We start from the raw sequence: 20,778 nt of genomic DNA, 5'->3' as shown, positions 1-20,778 counted from the left end.
CCGGCGGTTTCAACATCCATCCACGCGAAATCGAGGAGAAGCCGCAGCTCACCCTGCGATCGCCGAGGTGGCGGTGCTGGGCCATGCCCACCCCTAGTGGGACGAAGTCGGTGTCGCCATCTGGGCCCCGAGGACGACGCCACCGCGAACAAGGGCGAACCCCTGGAGTGGCGCACCCCAAGCTCGCCCACGAATTCCTGGGAGCAGGCAACGTGGGAGCAGCCGCCGTGGCACATGCCGTCGACCAGAAAACGCGGCGCGCAGACGGGAGGGCTACCAGTGGGAGTGGGAGCAAAATGGGGAGCGAAACGGCCATCCGAACGGGCACTGAACCGCATTAATCGACACTGAACCGCACTGCTTTTCCTGCAGATTCTCGTTTTTCACAGCTCACCGTCTCTTGTGGACACGACTGGGGGTCAAGGGGTCGTGGGTTCGAATCCCGCCGCCCCGACCAGCGGCAAGCCCGCTGACCTGACACAAACGTGCAGGTCAGCGGGCTTGTTCGCGCTCTCCAGATGATCTTCCAAGGTGTCCCCAACTGCACCGAACCGATTTTTCGCCATTTCTGGGAGGATTTTGGGAGCGACGGTGTCCGCCGGTGGTCAAGGAGTCACAGCGACAGCCGAGAAACCAGTACACCGATGGGGTCAACTACCCAGTGGCCCGCATCACCTGGTCCACACCGCCTGCGCTGCCCGGTAGTGCCCGTAACCTGCGGCAACGCCCGTCGTGCCCTTCCCCGCAGAGCCGCCTGAGACAACTCCGCAGCGGCTGACGCATGACGCCCGACTGATCCTGGCTGGTTCCTTCAACCAGGTCCTACGTCAAGGGGTCACGCCCTATCGAACATGCCCGCAGAACGCCCTGCCGAAGGGGGCGCGTTACCACCTTCTCGTGCCCCACCTGCCGTACTGACCTTCGAAGCGGCGCTGCGAGCGTCGATCGACGCGACACATGGCCGCACAGGCCCAGGCCACGAAAGCGCCGCCGGCCACCCAAACCCCCGCACAACGAACACGCCTCACACCGCTCACAGGCCACAGAGAGCCCCCAGCACCGGCGCCCGGCTCCCCCCGAGCTACCAGATCGCCTCTACCAATTCCCGGCGGCTACACAGTCACCGCCGACAGTCCACCTCCACGTGCGTGGAAAGCACGTGTTCGTGCCGCCTGTGGCGATCTCAGGGGTCGGATCACCTGTGCGTGGAGAGCACGACCATGATCGTCGTGACCATCACGCTGGCGCCGGATCACCTCCACGTGCGTGGAGAGCACGTGTGGATCTGCCCTCCGCCTTCGACCATGAGCGAATCACCTCCACGTGCGTGGAGAGCGCACTTCGTGAACTCGGATTCTAGGGACGTGGTTGTCGATTCTGACGTGTTGGCGTGTGAGCCGGACAGGTGACCCTCAATACGGGACCGGTCCGGTACTCGATGACATCACGGACCTGCCGAAACACCTCGTGCCAGTCCAACCGGCCTAGCACCATGAATCCTTCCCTACTGGTTCGTCGGAGTCGCAGAAGAGGGTAACGAGGCCAGGCCGGGTGGAACCGTACGTGACGCACAGGCCAGCCCGAGTTGCGGCGGGCGGCCGAGGAGATCGACGCCCGCCTGAACGACCTCGAAGGCGTCGTAACCCGGCTGCTGGGCTCGTGGACCGGTGCGGCCGCGAACACCTCACCCAGCGCGACGCCACGCGGGTGGGTGACGGAATCTACGGGGACCAGCCGCCCGCCTCGGGGAAACTGGAGGGTCGTCGGCGGGTCGAGGTCACCGATCCACACGATCCCGCGCGTACCATCGCCGATATCGACCACATCGAAAACGGCGTATTGTGGGAGGAGAAAAGCGCCACCACAGCCGGAAATATCGACACGTGGATCGGGAAGCACCTCGACGGGAAGGTCAACTCCTACCTCGACGCGCGCCAGTACCTCCCCGGTTACGAACAAGCCCCGATCGGGTTCCGGTTCACTACCCCCGGCGCTGATCCGGCCTTCAAGACCGCCGTTGAAGACGCCGTCGCGCGCCTGCGCGCCGCCCATCCCGACGTCAACATCAAGCTGGAATGGAAGTAATGAGCTACATCTTCGACGTCGACGACCAGACCGTCTGGAGTCCCGCTCTGCGCGTCGGCCAGCTCTTCACCCACACCGCCGAGAACCTCGCGCGCTTGCTCGGCTGCCAGACCGGGCTGGCTCCGGTCGCCAACGACATGAGCGACCTCGACCTGCAGCTGTTCGAACCGTTCGCACACAAGGTTTTCGACGAGTACTGCACGACGACCAACACCATCTACCGCGAACTTCTCCGCAGCGTACTCGCGCCCGCCCTGGTCATGCTCCAACGAGCAGGCCGCACTCTGCCCGCCACCACACCTCAACACCAGTCCTTCATCGACTCACTCGATCAGTACGCCCGCTCCATGCCCACATAGCAGGACTGCGCCGAAGGTAATCAACAACGTCAGCCTCGTGATCCGGGCGGGCTCCGCGGTGTTGGTGAGCCTTGGCACGAGGATGCTGTGCAGCCAGGCGCCAGCTGCTCGACCCGACACACGGAGGTGGGGCTACACACCGCGCGAACCCGCCAGAACCAGATTTCCCAATTCCAGGGAAACTTGAGAACCCTTCTTCGAGGGTGGGCCCCAAATTTGGCTTTCCTGTTCCTTCCGTGGGGGTCATGGTCGTCTGGGGAGGACAAGGCGGCGGTCTCTTTGCTGGGGTGCCCCGACGGGGTCGGCGGTAGGTGCTCAGCCTCGGCCGATGAACGGCATCGCCGTGGCGGTGATGGTTAGGAACTGCACGTTGGCCGACAGCGGCAGGCCCGCCATGTACAGCACCGCCTCGGCGACGTGCCGGGCGTCGAAGGTCGGCTCCGGGCGGACCGAGCCGTCGGCCTGCGCGGCGCCGGCGGCGATGCCGGCGGTCATCTCGGTGGCGGCGTTGCCGATGTCGATCTGGCCGCAGGCGATGTCGTAGGCGCGGCCGTCCAGCGAGATCGACTTGGTCAGCCCGGTGATCGCGTGCTTGGTGGCGGTGTAGGCGACGCTGCGCGGCCGCGGGCTGTGCGCCGAAATGGAGCCATTGTTGATGATGCGGCCGCCGCGCGGGTCCTGGTCCTTCATGATGCGGAAGGCGTGGTGGGCGCACAGGAACGAGCCGGTGAGGTTGGTCTGCACCACGTTCTGCCAGTCCTCGGGGGACAGTTCGCCGACCGAACCGGGGGTGCCGAAGGTGCCCGCGTTGTTGACCAGCAGGTCCACCCGACCCCACTCGTCGCGCACCGCGTCGAACAGCGCCGCGACCGATGCGGGGTCGCTGACGTCGGTGGGCACCACGAGCGCGGCCGCTGCGTCGCCGGCTGTCGCCCGCAGCGGCTCGGGCCGCCGACCCGCCAGCGCGACCTGGTAGCCCGCGTCGAGCAGCGCCCACGCGATCTCCCGGCCCACGCCCGACCCGGCCCCGGTCACCACCGCAACTGGCATGTCGTTCACCCACCCTCCGTCGTGGACGTCACCGCGCACCATTCAACCCCACGGCGCGCGCGGGATCAGGCCCACACCCGGGGGTCGACGTGGTCGTCGGTGACCTTGGCTGAACAGATTGAGGTCGAAGGCCCGGCCCAGCGGATCGGCCGGGGCGCGCACCACCTCGCCGCAGGCGTCGCCGACCGCAGCGTCCACAGAGGTCCGCTAATCCACACGCCGGTGTTCCCCGGTGACCTCCTCCAGTTGCCCGTCGTCGCCGATGCGCAGCGCACCCGTGATCAGGCCCACGACGTCGTTCATGCTGTGCGTGCGGGGCGAGACCAGGCCGACGCGGCGCCCCAACCGGTGCACGTGGATGCGGTCGGCGATGTCGAACACCTGTGGCATGTTGTGGCTGATCAGCACCACCGGCAACCCCCGGTCCCGGAGCCGGTCGATCAGCGCCAGCACCTTCGCCGACTCGGCGACGCCCAGCGCCGCGGTCGGCTCGTCCATGATGACCACCTTGGTGCCGAACGCGGCCGCGCGCGCCACCGCGACGCCCTGCCGCTGCCCGCCGGACAGCGTCTCCACCGGTTGCCCGATCGACTTGACCGAGATGCCGAGGTCGTCGAGCACCCGCTGCGCCTCGGCGCGCATCGCGGCGTGGTCGAGCTTGCGCAGCACCGTCCCCAGCAGACCGGGCCGCCGCTTCTCCCTGCCCAGGAACAGGTTCGACGCGATGTCCTGCGCCGGGGCGAGTGCGAGGTCCTGGTACACGGTTTCGATGCCGCACCGCCGGGCGTCCAGCGGACTGCGGAAGTGCACCGGGGTGCCGTCCACCTCGATCTGCCCGGCCTCCGGCACCAGCGCTCCGGACAGCGCCTTGATGAGGCTCGACTTCCCGGCGCCGTTGTCGCCGACGACGGCCAGCACCTCCCCGGCGCGGACCTCGAAGTCGGCGCCGTCGATGGCGGTGACCCGGCCGTAGTGCTTGACCAGTCCGCGCGCGGCGAGGATCGGCACCATCAGTCCCTCCTGCGGGCCACTCGGTCCACCACCACCGCGGCGATCACCAGCGCCCCGGTGGCGACGTCCTGGTAGAGCGCGTCGACGCCGAGCTGGGTGAGCCCGGAGCGCAGCACCGCGACGATCAACGCGCCCACCAGCGTGCCGAGCACCGAACCGCGACCACCGAACAGGCTCGTCCCGCCGAGCACGACCGCGGTGATCGAGTCGAGGTTGCCCAGCTGGTAGGCGTTGGGGTCGGCGTTGGGCACCCGGCCCAGCGCCTGCCACGCGGCCAGGCCGAAGATCACCCCGGCGGTGAGGTACACCGACAGCAGCGTCCGGTTGACCTTGATTCCGGTCAGCCGGGCCGCTTCGGGGGCGTTGCCGACCGCGTAGACGTGCCTGCCCCAGGCGGTGCGGGTCAGCGCGTACCAGACCCCGAGGTACAGCAGCAGGGCGACGGTCATGCCGTAGGTGATCTCGATGCCGCCGAACAGGTAGCGCCGGGTGCCCAGCCAGGTCAGCAGCGGGTCGTCGGTCGGCACCGCCTCGCCGTCGGCGAGCAGTTTCGCCAGCGCGGTCAGCATTGTCAGCATGCCCAGCGTGACGATGAACGGCGGCAGGCGCACCTGGGTGACCAGCGTCCCCACCACCGCTCCGATCACGGTGGTGACGGCGATGCCCAGCAGCAGCGCGACGCCGCCGGGCGTCCCGCCGAGCACCAGCTTGGCCATCACCAGCGTGGCCAGCACGGCCGCGGCCGCGTTGGCCAGGTCGATCCCGCCGGTGAGGATGATCAGCGTCTGGCCGAGCGCGAGCGTGGCGATGACCAGCGACTGCTGCACCACCAGCGACAGGTTGTCGGGGTCGAGGAAGGTGTCGGTGAACACCGAGAACACCGCGACCGCCACCACCAGGGCCAGCGCGGGACCGGCGGCCGGGGCGCGCAGGAAGAGCTCGCGCGCGGCCGAGCACTCGCCGACGGCGGTCACTTCCGGCCCCAGCAGTGCTGCTGGCCCCAGGCCACCGACTGGCTGGGCACGCCGGGCATCGGCTGGTCGGTGATAACCGCGGCGCCGGTGTCGTGGAAGCCGGTGGGTTTGCGCTGCGTGCGGGCGTACTCCACGGCGGCCTCGACGCCCAGTTCGGCCATCCTGGCGGGGAACTGCATCACGGTGGCGCGGATCTGCCCGGCGGCGACGGCGGCCACGCCTTCGCAGCCGCCGTCGATGGAGGCCATGACGACCGAACCGGCCAGGCCGCGGCCCTGCAGCGCGGCGTGGGCGCCGCGCGCGGTCGGCTCGTTCATGGTGTAGACGACGTTGACGTCGCTGGTACGCGACAGCAGGTTCTCCACGGCCTGCTGGGCGAGGTTCTGGTCGCCGTTGGCGTTCTGCGCGCCGCGGATCTCCGGGGCACCGTCGGCCAGCCCCATCCCGGCGAGGAAACCGTTGTGCCGCAACGTGTTCACCGACGATCCGGCGGTGCCGTCGATCATCAGTACCCGCGGTGGTGCGCCACCGAGCGCGGCCTTGGCGTAGGCGCCCTGCAGGCGTCCCGCCTCGAAGTTGTCGGTGGCGAAGGTGGCGTCGACGGCGTCGGCGGGTTCGGTGGCGGTGTCCAGGGCGATGACCAGGATTCCGGCCTGGCGGGCGCGGGCGATCGCGTCGAGCACGCCGGTGGAGGAGTTCGGCGTGATCAGGATGGTGGTGACGCCCTGCTGCATGAAGTTCTCGATGGCGCGCACCTGGCCCTCGTTGTCACCGTCGAACTGCCCGGCCAGCGCGATGAAATCGGCGCCGCTCGCCTGGGCCGCGGCCCGCGCGGACTCGCGGAGCTCCACGAAGTACGGGTTGGTGTCGGTCTTGGTGATCAGGCCGATCTTGGCTCGGCCGTCCGCGGTGGCCGCGCCGCCGCCCCACTGCCGTTCGGCCGAGCACCCGGCGGCGGTCACCGCCAGCAGGGTGATCGCGATCAGAACTCGTTTGACCATGGTGCCCTCCGCGGTGAGGCCGCACTGATCGACACCCGGAATCGTAGGAATCACGCCAGGCTCGGACAAGGTTCCGCGGATGCTCCGTTCGGCCGCCACCGATTCGACCATTGAGGACAGTGCATTGGCTTTTCCTGTCCGGATGCGGTGTCCGGGTGTTGTGCCACCCCGTTCGGACCGCTACGGTGTCCGGCCTCGATGCTGGCTACACTGCCGGGCATGGTTGCCCCAGGCGCCCCGCGCGGTGTGTTCGTCGGTCTGACCACGCTGGACGTCGTGCACCACGTCGACGCCCGCCCGCCGGCCGACGGCAAGGCCACCGCGACCGCCCAGTTCGTCGCGGCCGGTGGGCCCGCGGCGAACGCGGCGGTGACCTTTGCCGGGCTCGGCGGCGAGGCGGTGCTGGTGACCGCCCTCGGCCGCAGCCCGGTCGCCGAGGTCGTGCACGCGGACCTGGCCGCGCACTCGGTCCGCATCGTGGACGCGGTCGGCGATCGCGCCACGGACACGCCGGTCTCGGCGATCACCGTCAGCGGCGCGCAGCGCTCGGTCGTCGGGATCGACGCCACCGCGCTGCGGGTGGAACGCTCCCCCGAGCTGTCCGGGATCGTCGACGGCGCTGATGTCGTGCTGGTCGACGGCCACCACCCGGTGCTGGCGGACGCGGCCGTGGCGGCAGCGGCCGCCGCGGGTGTACCGGTGGTGGTCGATGCCGGGCGGTGGAAGGAATCCATGCGGCGTCTGCTGCCGCGTACCCAGGTGGTTGTCGCCTCGGCGGAGTTCCGGGTACCGGGCGCTGGCGATTCCGCGGCGACCGCCCGCGCCCTGCTGGACCAGGGCATCCCGACGGTGATCACCACCCATGGCAGCGCCCCGGTCCGCTGGTGGCACGGCGGCGAGCACGGCACCGTGCCACCGCCCCGCGTCGAAGCCGTCGACACCCTGGGAGCGGGTGACGTCTTCCATGGCGCCTACTGCTTCTACAGCTGCCGACCGGGCATCGATGTCGCGTCGGTGATCGAGCGCGCCGCGGCGGTCGCCGCCCTCAGGTGCCGCATCCCCGGCCCCCGCGCGTGGCTGGCGCAGCTGCGATCACCAGGAATGAGTGGCTGACGGCAGCAGTTCCCGCACCCGGTTCACCTGAGGGCCGGACGCGGGTTCCGCGGGCCGGAGGGGTGATCGGTGGTTGGTAGAGTCGGGACGGTGAGCGTTTCTGACGGCCGGTTGGTGGCGGCCAGCGATCTGCACGTGTCGAATGCGGAGAACCGGGCCATCGTGGCGGAGCTGCGGCCCGGGTCCGATGACGACTGGTTGATCGTCGCCGGCGACGTCGGTGAGGTCGTCGCCGACGTCGAGTGGGCGCTGGAGCTGCTCAGCCGCCGGTTCGCCAAGGTCCTGTGGGTGCCCGGCAACCACGAGTTGTGGACGTCCAACCGCGACGCGGTGCAGTTGCGGGGCGAGCAGCGTTACCGGCATCTGGTGGAGGTGTGTCGCGGGCTGGGTGTGGTGACGCCCGAGGACCCGTATCCGGTGTGGACCGGTAGCGGCGGTCCGGTGGTGGTCGCGCCGCTGTTTCTGCTCTACGACTACTCGTTCCTGCCGCCGGGTGCGGCGAACACCGAGGAGGGCCTGACGAAGGCCCACGACAGCGGTGTGGTGTGCAGCGACGAGTTCCTGCTGCACCCGGACCCGTACCCGAGCCGGCAGGCGTGGTGCGAGGCGCGGGTGTCGCGGACCGAGCAGCGGCTCGCCGAGCTGCCCGAGGACCTGCCGACCGTGCTGGTCAACCACTACCCGCTGGTGCGCGGACCGACCGACGTCCTGTACTACCCGGAGTTCGCGCAGTGGTGCGGCACGACCCGCACCGCCGACTGGCACATCCGGTTCCGGGCGCGTGCCGTGGTGTACGGGCACCTGCACATTCCGCGCACGACCGTCCACGACGGAGTCCCGTTCGAAGAGGTGTCCCTCGGCTATCCGCGGGAGTGGCGCAGGCGCGGCCATCCCCGCGGGCTGCTCCGGCAGATCCTGCCGCGCTGATCGGCAAAATCGGCTGCGTCGACGGAAGCGGTCGTGAGACACTGCCCGGTGTGCTGATCACCGTCACCACCGACCACGAACCCGCGACCGACCTCGGTTTTCTGCTGCACAAGCATCCCGACCGGGCACAGTCCTTCCCGGTGGCTGCCGGTACGGCGCACGTGTTCTACCCGGCCGCCGGGCCCGAGGAGTGCACCGCCGCGCTGCTGCTGGAGGTCGACCCGGTCGAACTCGTCCGCGGTAGGCACCGCGCGCTGGGCCAGTACGTCGACGACCGGCCCTACGCCGCCGGATCGCTGCTGGCGGTGGCGTTGGGATCGGTCTTGCGCACCGCGATGAACGGCCGCTGCGACGCGCGACCGGAACTGGCGGCCACGCCGATCCCGCTGCGTATCCGGATTCCGGCGCTGCCCTGCCGGGGCGGGGCCGACCTGGCGGTGCGGCTGTTCGGCCCGCTGGGGTGGCAGGTGCGGGCCGATCCGGTGCCGCTGGACCCCCGCCTGCCCGGGACGGGCGAGTCACGGTACGTGGACCTGCGGTTGTCGGGAACCCTGCGGGTGGCCGACGCGCTCCGGCACCTGTACGTGCTGATTCCCGTGCTGGACGACGCGAAGCACTACTGGGTCGGTGCCGACGAGGTGGACAAGCTGCTGCGCGCGGGGGACGGCTGGCTGGCCGAGCACCCCGAACGCGAGCTGATCAGCGACCGCTACCTCGCGCACCGCAGGGCTTACGTGCGCTCGGCGCTGGCGCAGCTGGCCGAGTCCGGCGACCCGGACGACGAACTGGACAACGCGCTGGCCGGGCCGGTGGTGACCGAGGTCCCCGACCGCTCCGAGCCGCTGGCGGTGCAGCGCCGCGGCAGCGTGCTGGCGGTGCTGCGGTCCTGCGGCGCGCGCCGGGTCCTCGATCTGGGGTGCGGGGACGGTGCGCTGCTGGCCGACCTGCTCGCGGATCCGTCGTTTGTCGAGGTTGTGGGCGTGGACGTGTCGGCGCGGGCGCTGGCGGCCGCGCAGCGGCGGTTCCGGCGGCTGCCGGAGCACCAGCGGTCGCGGCTGTCCCTGCGGCAGTCCGCGCTGACCTACGTGGACGACTCGCTGGCCGGGTACGACGCCGCCGCGTTGGTGGAGGTCGTCGAGCACCTCGACCCGGAGCGGCTGCCCGCGCTGGAGCGCGCGGTGTTCGGTGCCGCGCGACCGGCAACCGTGGTGGTCACCACCCCGAACGTGGAGTACAACGTGCTTTTCGAGAACCTGCCGAGCGGATGCCTGCGGCACCCGGACCACCGCTTCGAGTGGACGCGGGAGGAGTTCCGGCGGTGGGCCGGTGGGGTGGCCGAGCGCCACGGCTACACAACCCGGTTCCTGCCGGTCGGCCCGGAGGACCCCACGGTCGGCCCGCCGACGCAGCTGGCGGTGTTCACCAGGGCGGAGGTGTCCTGATGCGACTGTCCATTCCGGACATGTCCCTGGTGGTGTTGATCGGCGCGTCGGGGTCGGGCAAGTCGACGTTCGCCCGGCGGCACTTCGCGCCGACCCAGGTGCTGTCCAGCGACTTCTTCCGCGGTCTGGTGAGCGACGACGAGACCGACCAGTCCGCCACTGCCGACGCGTTCGACGCCCTGCACCACGTGGCGGGCAAGCGGTTGGCGGCCGGTCGCCTGACGGTCGTGGACGCAACGAACGTGCAGCGGCACGCCCGGGCCCCGCTGGTCGAGCTGGCGCGGAAGCACAACGTGCTGCCGGTGGCCATCGTGCTCGACATGCCGGAGTCGCTGTGCGTCGAGCGCAACGCCTCGCGCCCCGACCGCGACTTCGGCGCCCAGGTCGTCCGGCGGCACCGCGCCGAACTGCGCCGGTCGCTGAAGTCGTTGCAGCGCGAGGGTTTTCGCCGGGTGCACGTGCTGCGCAGCGTTGAGGAGGTCGAGGCGGCCAGCATCGTGGTGGAGCCGCTACTCAACGACCGACGCGGCGAGACGGGCCCGTTCGACGTCATCGGCGACGTGCACGGCTGCCGCGCCGAACTGGAGGATCTGCTCGGCACCTTGGGCTACGTCGTGGAACGCGACGCCGACGGCCGGGCGGTCGGTGCGGCGCACCCGGCGGGGCGCCGCGCGGTGTTCGTCGGCGACCTCGTCGACCGCGGGCCGGACACGCCCGGTGTGCTGCGGCTGGTGATGGGCATGGTCGACGCGGGGCATGCCCTGGTGGTGTGCGGCAACCACGAGCAGAAGCTGGTGCGCGCGCTGCGCGGCCGTAAGGTCTCGCCGTCGCACGGGTTGGCGGCGACGCTGGCGCAGCTGGAGGAAGAACCGGAGGAGTTCCGCAAACGCGTCGAGGAGTTCTGCGACGGCCTGGTCGCGCACTACGTGCTCGATGGCGGCAAGCTGGTGGTGGCGCACGCCGGGCTGCCCGAGCGCTACCACGGGCGCGCTTCGGGAACCGTGCGCAGCTTCGCCCTGTTCGGGCAGACCACGGGCGAGACCGACGAGTACGGGCTGCCGGTCCGCTACCCGTGGGCCAAGGACTACCGAGGCCGGGCGATGGTGCTCTACGGGCACACACCCACCCCGCAGGCCGAGTGGGTCAACGGCACGATGTGCCTGGACACCGGGTGCGTGTTCGGCGGCAAGCTGACCGCGCTGCGCTACCCCGAGCGCGAGGTGGTCTCGGTGCGGGCGCATCGGGTCTGGTACGAGCCGGTGAAACCGCTGCTGCCCGCCGGGGAACTGCCGCCGGTGGCCGAGTCGGTGGCGCGGCGCGAACCGGACGTGCTCAACCTCGCCGACGTCACCGGCCACCGGGTGGTGGAGACACGCCACCACGGGCGGATCACCGTGCCGCCGGAGCGGGCCGCCGCCGCGCTGGAGGTGATGAGCCGCTTCGCCCTCGACCCGCGGTGGCTGCTGTACCTGCCGCCGACCATGGCACCGGTGGCGACCTCGAAGCGCCCGGACGTGCTGGAGCACCCCGAGGACGCCTTCGCCGGGTACCGCGCGGCCGGGGTGCAGCAGGTGCTGTGCGAGGAGAAGCACATGGGCTCGCGTGCGGTCGTGCTCGTCTGCCGGGACGCCTCGACGGCGGAAAACCGGTTCGGCGTGGCGGGCCCGGGTGCGGTCCACACCCGCACGGGTCGGCGGTTCTTCGAGCCCGCGACCACCGAGGCGTTGCTGTCGCGGGTGCGCGCGGCGGTGTCGACGGCCGGGCTCTGGGACGAGCTGGGCACCGACTGGCTGCTGCTGGACGCGGAGCTGATGCCGTGGAACGCCAAGGCGCGCGGTCTGATCGCGGACCAGTACGCCTCGGTCGGCGCGGCGGCGGAGGCGGCGCTGCCGGTCGCGGTGGAGGCGTTGGCCGCTGCGGCCGCGCGCGGTGTGGACGTCGCTGACCTGCACGTCCGGACCAGCGCGCGGAGTGTCAACGCGAGCGCCTACCGCCAGGCGTACCGCCGGTACTGCTGGCCCACCGAGGGTCTGGGCGGGGTGCGGCTGGCGCCGTTCCAGGTGCTGGCCACCGAGGGACGCACGTACCACGACCGCGAGCACGTCTGGCACCTGGCGGTGGCGGACCGGCTGGTGGCGGCCGACCCGGAGCTGTTCGCCACCACGCGGCGGTGCGCGGTGGACACCACCGATCCGGCGTCGACGCGCGCCGGGATCGACTGGTGGGAGGAGCTGACCGCGGGTGGCGGTGAGGGCATGGTGGTCAAGCCCGCGGCGAACCTGACCCGGGGGCGGCGCGGCCCGGTGCAGCCCGGGGTGAAGGTGCGCGGCCGGGAGTACCTGCGGATCATCTACGGTCCCGACTACACCGAGCCGGAGCACCTGGACCGCCTGCGCGATCGCAGCCTCGGCCGCAAGCGTGGTCTGGCCGTCCGCGAGTACGCGCTCGGCTTGGAGGCGCTGGAGCGGGTGGCGCGCGGCGAACCGCTGTGGCGGGTGCACGAGTGCGTGTTCGCGGTGCTCGCGCTGGAGTCCGAGCCCGTGGACCCGCGGCTGTGACCGTCAGCCCGCGTCGCGCACAACCCGCTTGAGTTGCCCGCCGGGTTGTGCGGCAGCTCACCCGGAACTCGACGTGGCACAGGGCACCTCGTGGTTGGCCAGCCGCGCCCGGCAGTGCGCCAGGATCGCGATCACAAGCGAACTCAGGAACCCCGGCACTTAACTTCCGGCAAAGTTGGGAGGGTGTCCTGTTCGGACAGTCGGGGACGACTGACGACGTGGACCTTGCCGGCCTCGACGACCCCGTCGAGCCGAGCCAGCACCTGCTCGACCTCAACCGGGTGGATGGTGAAACCGCCGCAGCCTCAGAAACGCTTGAGGCGACGGACCTCGAGCGCGCTTTCCAGCACGGTGCCGCCATCTGTTCGTTCGACGCGGTATGCTCCGGCATTCCTGCGGTCGCTGATCGCGGCGACCAACTCCGTGCCCTCGAAATGCAGCCCGGCACCGACATCGGTGGCGAATCCGAGTGGCAGGACACCTTCCCCGATGAGCCGTTGGAACTGCGGGCGCCGCTTCTCGTAGTGGACAGCATTGGCATACGGCAACAGGGCCAACCCGTCGGTGAACGCCCGGACATCGCCGAACGAGTCGGTCGTCCCGCTGGCGAACCAGCACAACGAGCCGGCCGACTCACCAACGAGCACTACTCCCGCCTCCCAGCACTCGCGCAGCACACCATCCAGTTGGTGGGCCCGCCACACCGCCAGCAGGTTGGCAAGACTCCCCCGATCCACCCAGATCACGTCCTGCTGCCGGAGATGCGCCGCCACGTCCGGCACGTTCGGCTTGTCGAACAGCGTCAACGACGAGAACTCGACCTCGCCCGAGGAGAAGGCGTTCCGAAACCGCTCCACCGTCACCTGCTGATCCCCGCCAGCCGTGGCCACAAGGCACAGACGCGGCCTCGACGTCGGGCGCGCCAACTCGAAGGCATACCGGAAAACGGGCCCCGGCCACCACGGTTCTCGGGCCCGGTTCAGGCCCATCGACGTGGCAATGATCGTCGGTTCGGCTGCGGTCACGATCACGAGGGTACGAGGTTCACATGCGGGATTCCGCTGCGACGACCTCAGCTGGTTCGGGGGACGACGCCAGGTGCCCCTCCTCAGCCACGCAGGAGCATTCAGGTCACTGGGCGATGGGGACGAACTTGGACCAGCGGGTTTCGCTGATCTTGGTTTTGGCGTCCCAGAGTTCGACCTTGAAGTGGATTCGGCCCTTCTCTCTCAGGTCCAGGTTGCAGTCCACCGGACCGCCCTCGCTGTTGCCGTCCTTGCACTCCTCGACGCGGCCGTAGTCGGTCTCGGCGACCGTCTTGATCCACATGCCGTCCGCCTTCGTGTCATGGGCGAACAGGTGGTCGCCGACGGCCTCGAAGCAGCCGGTGCCGCGCTTGGCGCCGTCGAAGGTGATCGTCTTACACCACTTGGTCCGCGCGGGCTTGGTCGGGGGCGCTCCCGGGTCCTGCGACGGCTCCGGCTGCTCGCGCGACGTCGTGGTCGCCGGTGCCGGTCGTGGCACCGCCGCCGAACGCGTCGTCGACTGAGTCGGGGCCGCTTCGCTGGTCTCAACCGGTGCGGACGTGGGCTCCGCGGGGATCGCCTGACCCGGCTCGCCGCCGCGCAACGTGGTGGCCGCCACGGCCACACCGCCGACCAGTGCGACCACGCCAACCCCGGCCAGCACGTAACCCCAGTGCGGCGCGCGCCGCGGGGGCGCGGCGAACTGCGGCGGCAACACCGCCACCGCGGTGACCGCCTGGCGGGCCGCCCGCGCCAGCTCACCGGCGCTGGCGAACCGGTCCGCCGGGTCCTTCGCCATGCCGCGCGCGATGATGTCGTCGAACTCGCGCGGGACGTCCGGCCGCGCCGCGGTCGGTGCTGGCGGCGGGTGGTTCAGGTGCGCGTTGATCAGCGATGCCGCGGTCTCGCCGGCGAACGGCTTCGCCCCCGTCAGGCACTGGTAGAGCACGCAGGCCAGCGAGTACACGTCCACCCGGTGGTCCTGCGGCCCGTCGTCGAAGCGCTCCGGGGCCATGTAGGCCAGGGTGCCCACGGCGTGCCCGGTGGAGGTCAGCGAGTGGCTGGCGCGCAGCGACGCGGCGATGCCGAAGTCCACGAGGTAGGCGAAACCGGATTTGCTGACCAGGATGTTGGAGGGCTTGACGTCCCGGTGCACCAGGCCCTCCTCGTGCGCGGCATCCAGCGCCTGCGCAACCTGCTCCAGCACCGCCACCGCGTCGTGCGGGCGCATCGGCCCGTTCGCCGCCAGCAGCGAACCGACGTCGCTGCCCTCCACCAGCCGCATGTCCAGGTACAGACGCCCGTCGATCTCGCCGTAGGCGTGGATCGGGATGACGTGCGGCTCCCGCAGGCGGCCCGCCGCGTGCGCCTCGCGCTTGAACCGTTCCCGGAACTCCTGATTCGCGGCGAGCTCCTCGGACAGCAGTTTGAGGGCCACCACGCGGTCGTGGCGAGTGTCGTACGCGCGCAGGATCTCGCCCATCCCGCCCCGCGCGATGACCCCCTCCACCAGGTACGGACCGAACTGCCACTTCACGGCGCGCGACTCCTCACCGACCGACGTCCGGCCCATCCTAGGGGGCGCCCCGACCGGCCCGGCGATCGCCGGGCCCGCGACACCGCGGCCACCCAGTGGCGCCGGTGAACATTCCGCTACGAACCGGCAGCGATCGGTGCACGCGCGCAACCATCGGTGCTACAAGAAGTGGATCATGCTCGAGGACAGCCCCTGCCGTGGAAAGGACCCATCCCGGATGCCGACCGACGGGACGAACGCACGCAAGATCGATCGCGGCGAAGGTGAGGGCGGTGGGTGCCCGGTCAGCCGCGGCGCCGACGGCGTCTGGGCGATCCGCGGCTACGCGGCCGCACGCACGGCCCTGCGCAGCACCGACACCGTCCAGGCCGGGCTGGGCGTCGAGACCGTCGAGAAGATGCCCGCCAAGATCCGCCGACCGGTGCTGTTCCGGGACGGCCCGGAGCACCGCGAGCACCGCAGGCAGACCGCCAAGTACTTCACCCCGCGCCACGTCGACGAGGCGTACCGTCCGCTGATGGAGCGCATCACCGACGAGCAGCTGGCCAAGCTGCGGCGGGACGGGCGGGCCGAGCTGTCCGACCTGAGCTTCAACCTGGCCATCGACGTGGCGTGCGCGATCATCGGCCTCACCGAGAGCCGTCCGGGTCTGCAGCGCCGGCTCGAGCGCTTCTTCCCGGAGGAGTTCGGCAAACCCGGCTTCACCAGCCTCAACGGCCTGTACTGGGTGTGGCGGCAGCTGACCAACTGGTCCGGGATCTACGTCAACGACGTGCGCCCGGCCGTGCGCGCCCGCCGCCGGCAGCGCCGCGACGACCTCATCTCACACCTGCTGGACGAGGGCTGCTCGTCGGCGGAGATCCTCGGCGAGTGCATCACCTTCGCCGCGGCGGGCATGGTGACCACCCGCGAGTTCGTCAACCTCGCGGCCTGGCACCTGTTCACCGACGACGAGCTGCGGGCCCGCTACCGCGCCGCGGAGGAGAGCGATCGGATCGCGATCCTGCACGAGTTGCTGCGGCTGGAACCGGTCGTCGGACACCTCAGGCGGCGCACCACGGCCCCGCTGGAACTGCCGGGCGAGGACGGCACCGTCACCATCCCGGCCGGGGAGGTCTTCGACGTGCACGTCAGCGCCACCAACACCGACCCGGACGCGGTCGGCGAGAAGCCGCTGGCCGTGTGCCCGGGGCGCGAACTCCGCAATGGCGCGACCCCTCCGGGGCTGTCCTTCGGCGACGGCGCGCACAAGTGCCCGGGCGCGCACGTGGCGATGCTCGAGACCGACGTGTTCCTGCACAAGCTGTTCGACCTGCCGGACGTGACGATGCAGACCCCGCCACGGGTGTCGTTCAACGACGCGATCGGCGGCTACGAACTGCGCGGCATGGTGGTGTCGGTCCCGAAGTGACCCTCACCGTGACGCGTGGTGGGAGCGGGCCGCGAGGGAGTGCCGCAGCGACTCGGTGAGCTGGGTCAGCAGCGGGGTCGGGATCACCTCGACGGGCGCGGGGTCAACCAGGCGCCGCGCCGACTCCGGCAGCCAGGCCAGGTCGCGCTCGAACCGCCGCCGCGCGGCTGAGACCGGCTCGGGCGGGCCCAGCCGGGCCCCGCCGCGCATCACCGGCTGCAGCAGCGGTTCGCGGCGCTCCCGGCGGGTCTCGGTGCGCAGCGCCAGCAGGTCGGGCTGCCCGGGATCGCCACGGTGGACCTGCTTCGCGCCAGGTGCGGACAGCTTGCCCGCGGACATCTTCATCACCGGATGCCCGTCGTACTCGACGAGCTTGTAGGCGGTGTCCAGGTAGGGCGCGTCGGCCGAGACGCCCATGCGGGTCCCGACGCCGAACATGTCGATCGGGGCCTTTGACAGCCGCACCAGCTGCTGCTCGTCCAGACCGCCGCTGGCCACGATGCGGGCGCCGGTCAACCCTGCCTCGTCGAGCAGCCGTCGCGACCGCACCGCCAGCTCGGCCAGGTCACCGGAGTCCAGCCGGATGCCGACCGCCGCGGTGTCGGGCAGGTCGCGTGCGACCTCGATGACCGTGCGTACCCCCTGCAGGGTGTCGTAGGTGTCGACGAGGAAGACGACGGCCTCGGGAAAGTCCTCGGCGAACGCGCGAAACGCGGCGCGTTCGTCCGGGAACGCCTCGACGTAGGAGTGCGCCATCGTGCCGACGGCCGGCAGGCCGAACTCCCGCGCCGCGGCCACATAGCTGGTTCCGGCGAACCCGGCGATGGCCGCGGCCCTGGCGACCGCCCGGGACGCCTCCAGGCCGTGGGTGCGGCGGGCCGCGAAGTCGACCAGCGCGGTGTGCGGGGCGGCCAGGCGGCACCGGGCCGCCTTCGTCGCCACCGCCGTGTGGAACGTCACGAAGTTCAGCAACGCCGTTTCGACCAGCTGCGCCTCCGGCAGCGGTGCCGTGACCTCCAGCAGCGGTTCCCCGGCGAAGACGACCCGGCCCTCCGGGACGGCCCACACCTCACCGGTGAAGCGCAGTTTCGCCAGGGCGGCCAGGTCGTCCTCCGGCAGGTGCAGCTGCGCGCCGAGGTAGTCCAGTTCACCGGAGTCGAAGCGCAGGCCCGCCAGGAAGTCCAGGCAGTCGGCCAGGCCGGCGGCGACCAGGAACCCACGGTTGGGCGGGAGCTTGCGCGCGAACAGGCTGAACGTCGCCGGTCCGGTCATGCCCCGGCGCAGGTAGCTGGCTGTCATCCTGATCTCGTAGAGATCCGTGCACAACCCGGTCATGCCGCGGTCTCCCTCACCCCGCGAGCCCCTCGCTCTCCGGGTACCACCCGCGCGGCGCGCACAATCCCTGCTCACCGCCCGACGACCGGTTCGCGGGTTCGAGGGAACCGGAACAGGGAATGTTCACGCGGTGAACTGTCGGTCGGCCTCGGCGACTTCGGCGGTGGTCGGGCTCATGGGTCGTCAGAAAGCCCTCGCCGTGGGACATCTCGGCGGTGTTGGCATCCCAAAAACCGGGGACTCCGCCGAGGTTTTCGGTCATCTGCGGTTTCAGCTCGCAGGAAGAAGCCCTCCTTCTTCGATCGGGGGCCGGCGCGCATGCGAGACCCGGCGGCGGTGGTTTCCAGCGAGAGGACTTTGTCGGCGCGCTGCGGGGTTGAGCCAGGGGCAGCTGGCCCGTCTCGTGCCGATCAGTCAGGCCACGATCTCACGGTATGAATCCGGTCTTCAGGCCGTTGACCCGTCAACTGCCGAACGCCTCGATGACATCGTCGGTGCGGGCAGCTCGCCCGCGTGGCCCGGAACCAGCACGCCCTCCGCACAGTGCCGGGCACCGGGGGTGATACCGAACTGGCCGCTCTCGAACTCGCCCGCCGTGCCGCGTCCAGCAACGTCGGAAGCACCACGCTGGCGCATCTGGAGGCCATCGTTGATGACCTTGCCACCGCCTACCCGGTAACCCCACCGGGCGAACTCGCCTCCCGTCTGCGCACCCGAGCACTGTGTCAGTAGATCCAGCATCAGGCGTGACAGGGCACGCCACGGCAACCGGCTCGACAACGATCGCCGGCACCGAAGCACCAGCGGCCACACCAACCACGCGCCGCCGGACAGTCCTGCCGGGGAGCCCGGTCGGCAGGCCGTCCACCAGCTCGTCCGCACCGCACTGACGAGGGGCTTTCGCCCCCTTCCCGACCCCACTGCCGGGGCTACTCTGGTCGGGCACCGACGGTGGGAGCGCGTCGCCAGGCCGCGCCACCGCGCCGGCCGAGCGGGATGGGGGCTGGCCACCATGAACGGCACCCACGACAGCAGCGCCGCCGAGCTGCTCGTCCGCTGCCTGGAGAACGAGGGCGTCCGCGTCGTCTTCGGCATCCCGGGCGAGGAGAACATCCGCCTCACCAACGCCCTCGACAGATCAAGCATCCGCTACGTGCTGACCCGGCACGAGCAGGGCGCGTCGTTCATGGCCGAGATGCACGGGCGGGTCACCGGTTCCGCCGGGGTCGTGTCGGCCACGCTCGGCCCCGGCGCGATCAACCTGCAGCTGGGCGCGGCGGACGCGATGACGAACAGCACCCCGCTGGTCGCGCTGTCCGCGCAGGTCGGCAGCAACCGCAGCTACAAGGAGTCCCACCAGTTCGTCGACCTCGTCAGCATGTTCGCGCCGATCACCAAGTGGTCGGCGGGCGTGCCCGACGCCCGGGCGATCCCGGAGATGGTGCGCAAGGCGTTCAAGGTCGCCGAGACCGAACGCCCCGGCGCGGTGTACCTGGCGGTGCCCGAGGACGTCGACGCCGGTGCGGCCGATCCCGCCCTGCACCCGTTGCCACGCAACGTGGTGCGCGCCGAGGCCCCGGCGCCGGGCCAGGTCGCCCGGGCCGCGGCGCTGCTGAGCTCCGCCCGCAACCCGGTCGTGCTCGCCGGGCACGGCGCCGCGCGCAACGCCGCAGGGAAGTCACTTGCCGCGTTCGCCACCGACCTGGGGCTGCCGGTCGCCACCACGTTCCACGGCAAGGGCGTCATCCCGGACGACCATCCGCTGGCGATGGGCACCATCGGCTTCATGCGGCGCGACTACGGCAACTTCGGGTTCGACCAGGCCGACCTGATCGTCGCGGTCGGCTACGAGCTGCAGGAGTTCGATCCGGTGCGGATCAACCCGCACGGCGACAAGAGGATCATCCACGTGCACCGGTTCCCCGCGGAGGTCGACGCACACTACTCGATCGACGTGGGCATCATCGGTGACATCTCGGCGTCGCTGGACGCCCTGTCGGCCGCGGTTCCGCACGATCGCGCCGCTCCGGCGACGACACCGAGCCGCGAGATGGTCGAAGCCGAACTGGACCGCGGCCGCACCGACGACCGGTTCCCGCTCGCGCCGCAGCGCATCGTCGCCGACACGCGGGCCGCCCTGGACCGGGAGGACGTCGTGCTGGTCGACACCGGGGCGCTGAAGATGTGGATGTCCCGGTTGTACCCGACGTACGCGGCCAACACCTGCCTGGTCTCCAATGGTCTGTCCACTATGGCGTTCGCGCTGCCCGGTGCGCTCGCGGTGGCGCTGGCGGAGCCGGGGGTGAACGTGCTCGCCGCGGTCGGTGACGGCGCGTTCCTGATGCACTCGCAGGAGATCGAGACGGCCGTTCGCGAGGGGATCCCGCTGACCGTGCTGATCTGGGAGGACGGCGGCTACGGGCTCATCGAGTGGAAGATGGAGCTTGAGGTGGGCGAACACCGCTGCACCTCGTTCACCAATCCCGACGTGGTGCGCTACGCGGAGAGCTTCGGTGCCCGCGGCCACCGCATCAGCAGCGCCGACGAACTGCTGCCGACGCTGCGCAGCGCACTGGCCTACCCGGGCGTGACGCTGATCGCCTGTCCGGTGGACTACAGCGAGAACCTGCGCCTGACCGAACGGCTCGGCCAGCTTGAAGCCACCCTCTGACGGTGTCACGCCGGGGCCCAGGTGAACGTGGTCGCCGCCACGACGGGGGCCGGGGGGTTCAGCCGTTCGGGGCTCGGCTGAACCCCCCGGCGCGACCGCGTCCACATCGGACGCAGGTCAGCTCTGCGGTGTGTTCTCCGCGTCGGGCACCGCGATGGGTCGTAGTCGTGCCCAGGTGAGGAACGCGGCGGCGAACAGCAGCATCCCGATGCCGGCGTAGAGGTTGATGTTGACACCGGCGGACTTGTCCAGCTCGGCCTGGGGCTGGAGGAGGCCGAC

16 protein-coding genes are annotated in these 20,778 nt (G+C 70.6%); 9 read left to right on the top strand and 7 right to left on the bottom strand.

The features are described from left to right. Positions 1-1,659: 1,659 nt before the first annotated feature. Positions 1,660-2,085: a hypothetical protein gene (locus tag IEY17_RS23960; protein WP_188991559.1), complete on the top strand. Its 426-nt coding sequence runs from the start codon at positions 1,660-1,662 to the stop codon at positions 2,083-2,085. Then, complete coding sequence (locus IEY17_RS23955; protein ID WP_188991557.1) at positions 2,085-2,444, top strand: DUF6086 family protein; 360 nt, start codon at positions 2,085-2,087, stop codon at positions 2,442-2,444. Before IEY17_RS23960 ends, IEY17_RS23955 begins: the two co-directional genes overlap by 1 nt. Before the next feature lie 315 nt (positions 2,445-2,759). On the opposite strand, the gene IEY17_RS23950 is transcribed toward IEY17_RS23955, so the two are convergent. From IEY17_RS23950 to IEY17_RS23935, 4 genes are all read right to left on the bottom strand, one after another. Beyond that, positions 2,760-3,494 (bottom strand): SDR family oxidoreductase, encoded by a 735-nt coding sequence (locus IEY17_RS23950; RefSeq protein WP_188991616.1) that lies wholly within the window; start codon positions 3,492-3,494, stop codon positions 2,760-2,762. 207 nt (positions 3,495-3,701) lie between these two features. Continuing rightward, a complete protein-coding gene (locus tag IEY17_RS23945) occupies positions 3,702-4,505 on the bottom strand; it encodes an ATP-binding cassette domain-containing protein (protein WP_188991555.1) in 804 nt (267 codons plus the stop codon). Then, a complete protein-coding gene (locus IEY17_RS23940) occupies positions 4,505-5,479 on the bottom strand; it encodes an ABC transporter permease (RefSeq protein WP_229680565.1) in 975 nt (324 codons plus the stop codon). The genes IEY17_RS23945 and IEY17_RS23940 overlap by 1 nt, the downstream gene beginning before the upstream one ends. Then, entirely contained in the window at positions 5,476-6,480 is a 1,005-nt protein-coding gene (locus IEY17_RS23935) for a substrate-binding domain-containing protein (RefSeq protein WP_188991553.1), read from the bottom strand. Before IEY17_RS23935 ends, IEY17_RS23940 begins: the two co-directional genes overlap by 4 nt. 219 nt (positions 6,481-6,699) lie before the next feature. Here IEY17_RS23935 and IEY17_RS23930 point away from each other — a divergent pair, with 219 nt between their 5' ends. The 4 genes from IEY17_RS23930 to IEY17_RS23915 all read left to right on the top strand — a co-directional run bounded on the left by IEY17_RS23930 (position 6,700) and on the right by IEY17_RS23915 (position 12,520). Further along, entirely contained in the window at positions 6,700-7,593 is an 894-nt protein-coding gene (locus tag IEY17_RS23930) for a PfkB family carbohydrate kinase (RefSeq protein WP_188991551.1), read from the top strand. A gap of 90 nt (positions 7,594-7,683) precedes the next feature. Further along, a complete protein-coding gene (locus tag IEY17_RS23925; RefSeq protein WP_188991549.1) occupies positions 7,684-8,520 on the top strand; it encodes a metallophosphoesterase family protein in 837 nt (278 codons plus the stop codon). A 50-nt stretch (positions 8,521-8,570) separates the two neighbouring features. Beyond that, positions 8,571-9,962: a 3' terminal RNA ribose 2'-O-methyltransferase Hen1 gene (locus IEY17_RS23920; protein WP_188991547.1), complete on the top strand. Its 1,392-nt coding sequence runs from the start codon at positions 8,571-8,573 to the stop codon at positions 9,960-9,962. Continuing rightward, entirely contained in the window at positions 9,962-12,520 is a 2,559-nt protein-coding gene (locus IEY17_RS23915) for a polynucleotide kinase-phosphatase (RefSeq protein ID WP_188991545.1), read from the top strand. The genes IEY17_RS23920 and IEY17_RS23915 overlap by 1 nt, the downstream gene beginning before the upstream one ends. 305 nt (positions 12,521-12,825) lie before the next feature. Here the strand turns inward: IEY17_RS23915 and IEY17_RS23910 are convergent, their stop codons facing one another. Both IEY17_RS23910 and IEY17_RS23905 read right to left on the bottom strand, forming a co-directional pair. After that, positions 12,826-13,545, bottom strand: coding sequence for a Type 1 glutamine amidotransferase-like domain-containing protein (locus IEY17_RS23910; protein ID WP_188991543.1), 720 nt, complete (start codon positions 13,543-13,545; stop codon positions 12,826-12,828). A 106-nt stretch (positions 13,546-13,651) separates the two neighbouring features. Further along, entirely contained in the window at positions 13,652-15,082 is a 1,431-nt protein-coding gene (locus IEY17_RS23905) for a serine/threonine-protein kinase (protein ID WP_229680564.1), read from the bottom strand. A gap of 217 nt (positions 15,083-15,299) precedes the next feature. On the opposite strand from IEY17_RS23905, the gene IEY17_RS23900 reads away from it, so the two are divergent. Further along, positions 15,300-16,493 carry a cytochrome P450 gene (locus IEY17_RS23900; RefSeq protein ID WP_188991539.1) on the top strand — a complete coding sequence of 398 codons (1,194 nt, stop codon included), beginning with the start codon at positions 15,300-15,302 and terminating at the stop codon, positions 16,491-16,493. A 3-nt stretch (positions 16,494-16,496) separates the two neighbouring features. Here the strand turns inward: IEY17_RS23900 and IEY17_RS23895 are convergent, their stop codons facing one another. Continuing rightward, complete coding sequence (locus tag IEY17_RS23895) at positions 16,497-17,828, bottom strand: nicotinate phosphoribosyltransferase (protein WP_188991536.1); 1,332 nt, start codon at positions 17,826-17,828, stop codon at positions 16,497-16,499. On the opposite strand from IEY17_RS23895, the gene IEY17_RS23890 reads away from it, so the two are divergent. Both IEY17_RS23890 and IEY17_RS23885 read left to right on the top strand, forming a co-directional pair. Next, positions 17,827-18,507, top strand: a complete 681-nt coding sequence (locus tag IEY17_RS23890; protein WP_308424022.1) for a helix-turn-helix domain-containing protein — start codon at positions 17,827-17,829, stop codon at positions 18,505-18,507. The genes IEY17_RS23895 and IEY17_RS23890 overlap by 2 nt on opposite strands. A gap of 333 nt (positions 18,508-18,840) precedes the next feature. After that, complete coding sequence (locus IEY17_RS23885; RefSeq protein WP_188991532.1) at positions 18,841-20,499, top strand: acetolactate synthase large subunit; 1,659 nt, start codon at positions 18,841-18,843, stop codon at positions 20,497-20,499. The last annotated feature ends 279 nt before the right edge of the window (positions 20,500-20,778 follow it).

The sequence above is a fragment of the Saccharopolyspora thermophila genome (assembly GCF_014646075.1).
In the GTDB taxonomy this organism is placed as follows: domain Bacteria; phylum Actinomycetota; class Actinomycetes; order Mycobacteriales; family Pseudonocardiaceae; genus Saccharopolyspora; species Saccharopolyspora thermophila.
Note: the sequence above shows the minus strand (reverse complement) of the source record. Positions and strands in the feature narration are given on the sequence as shown.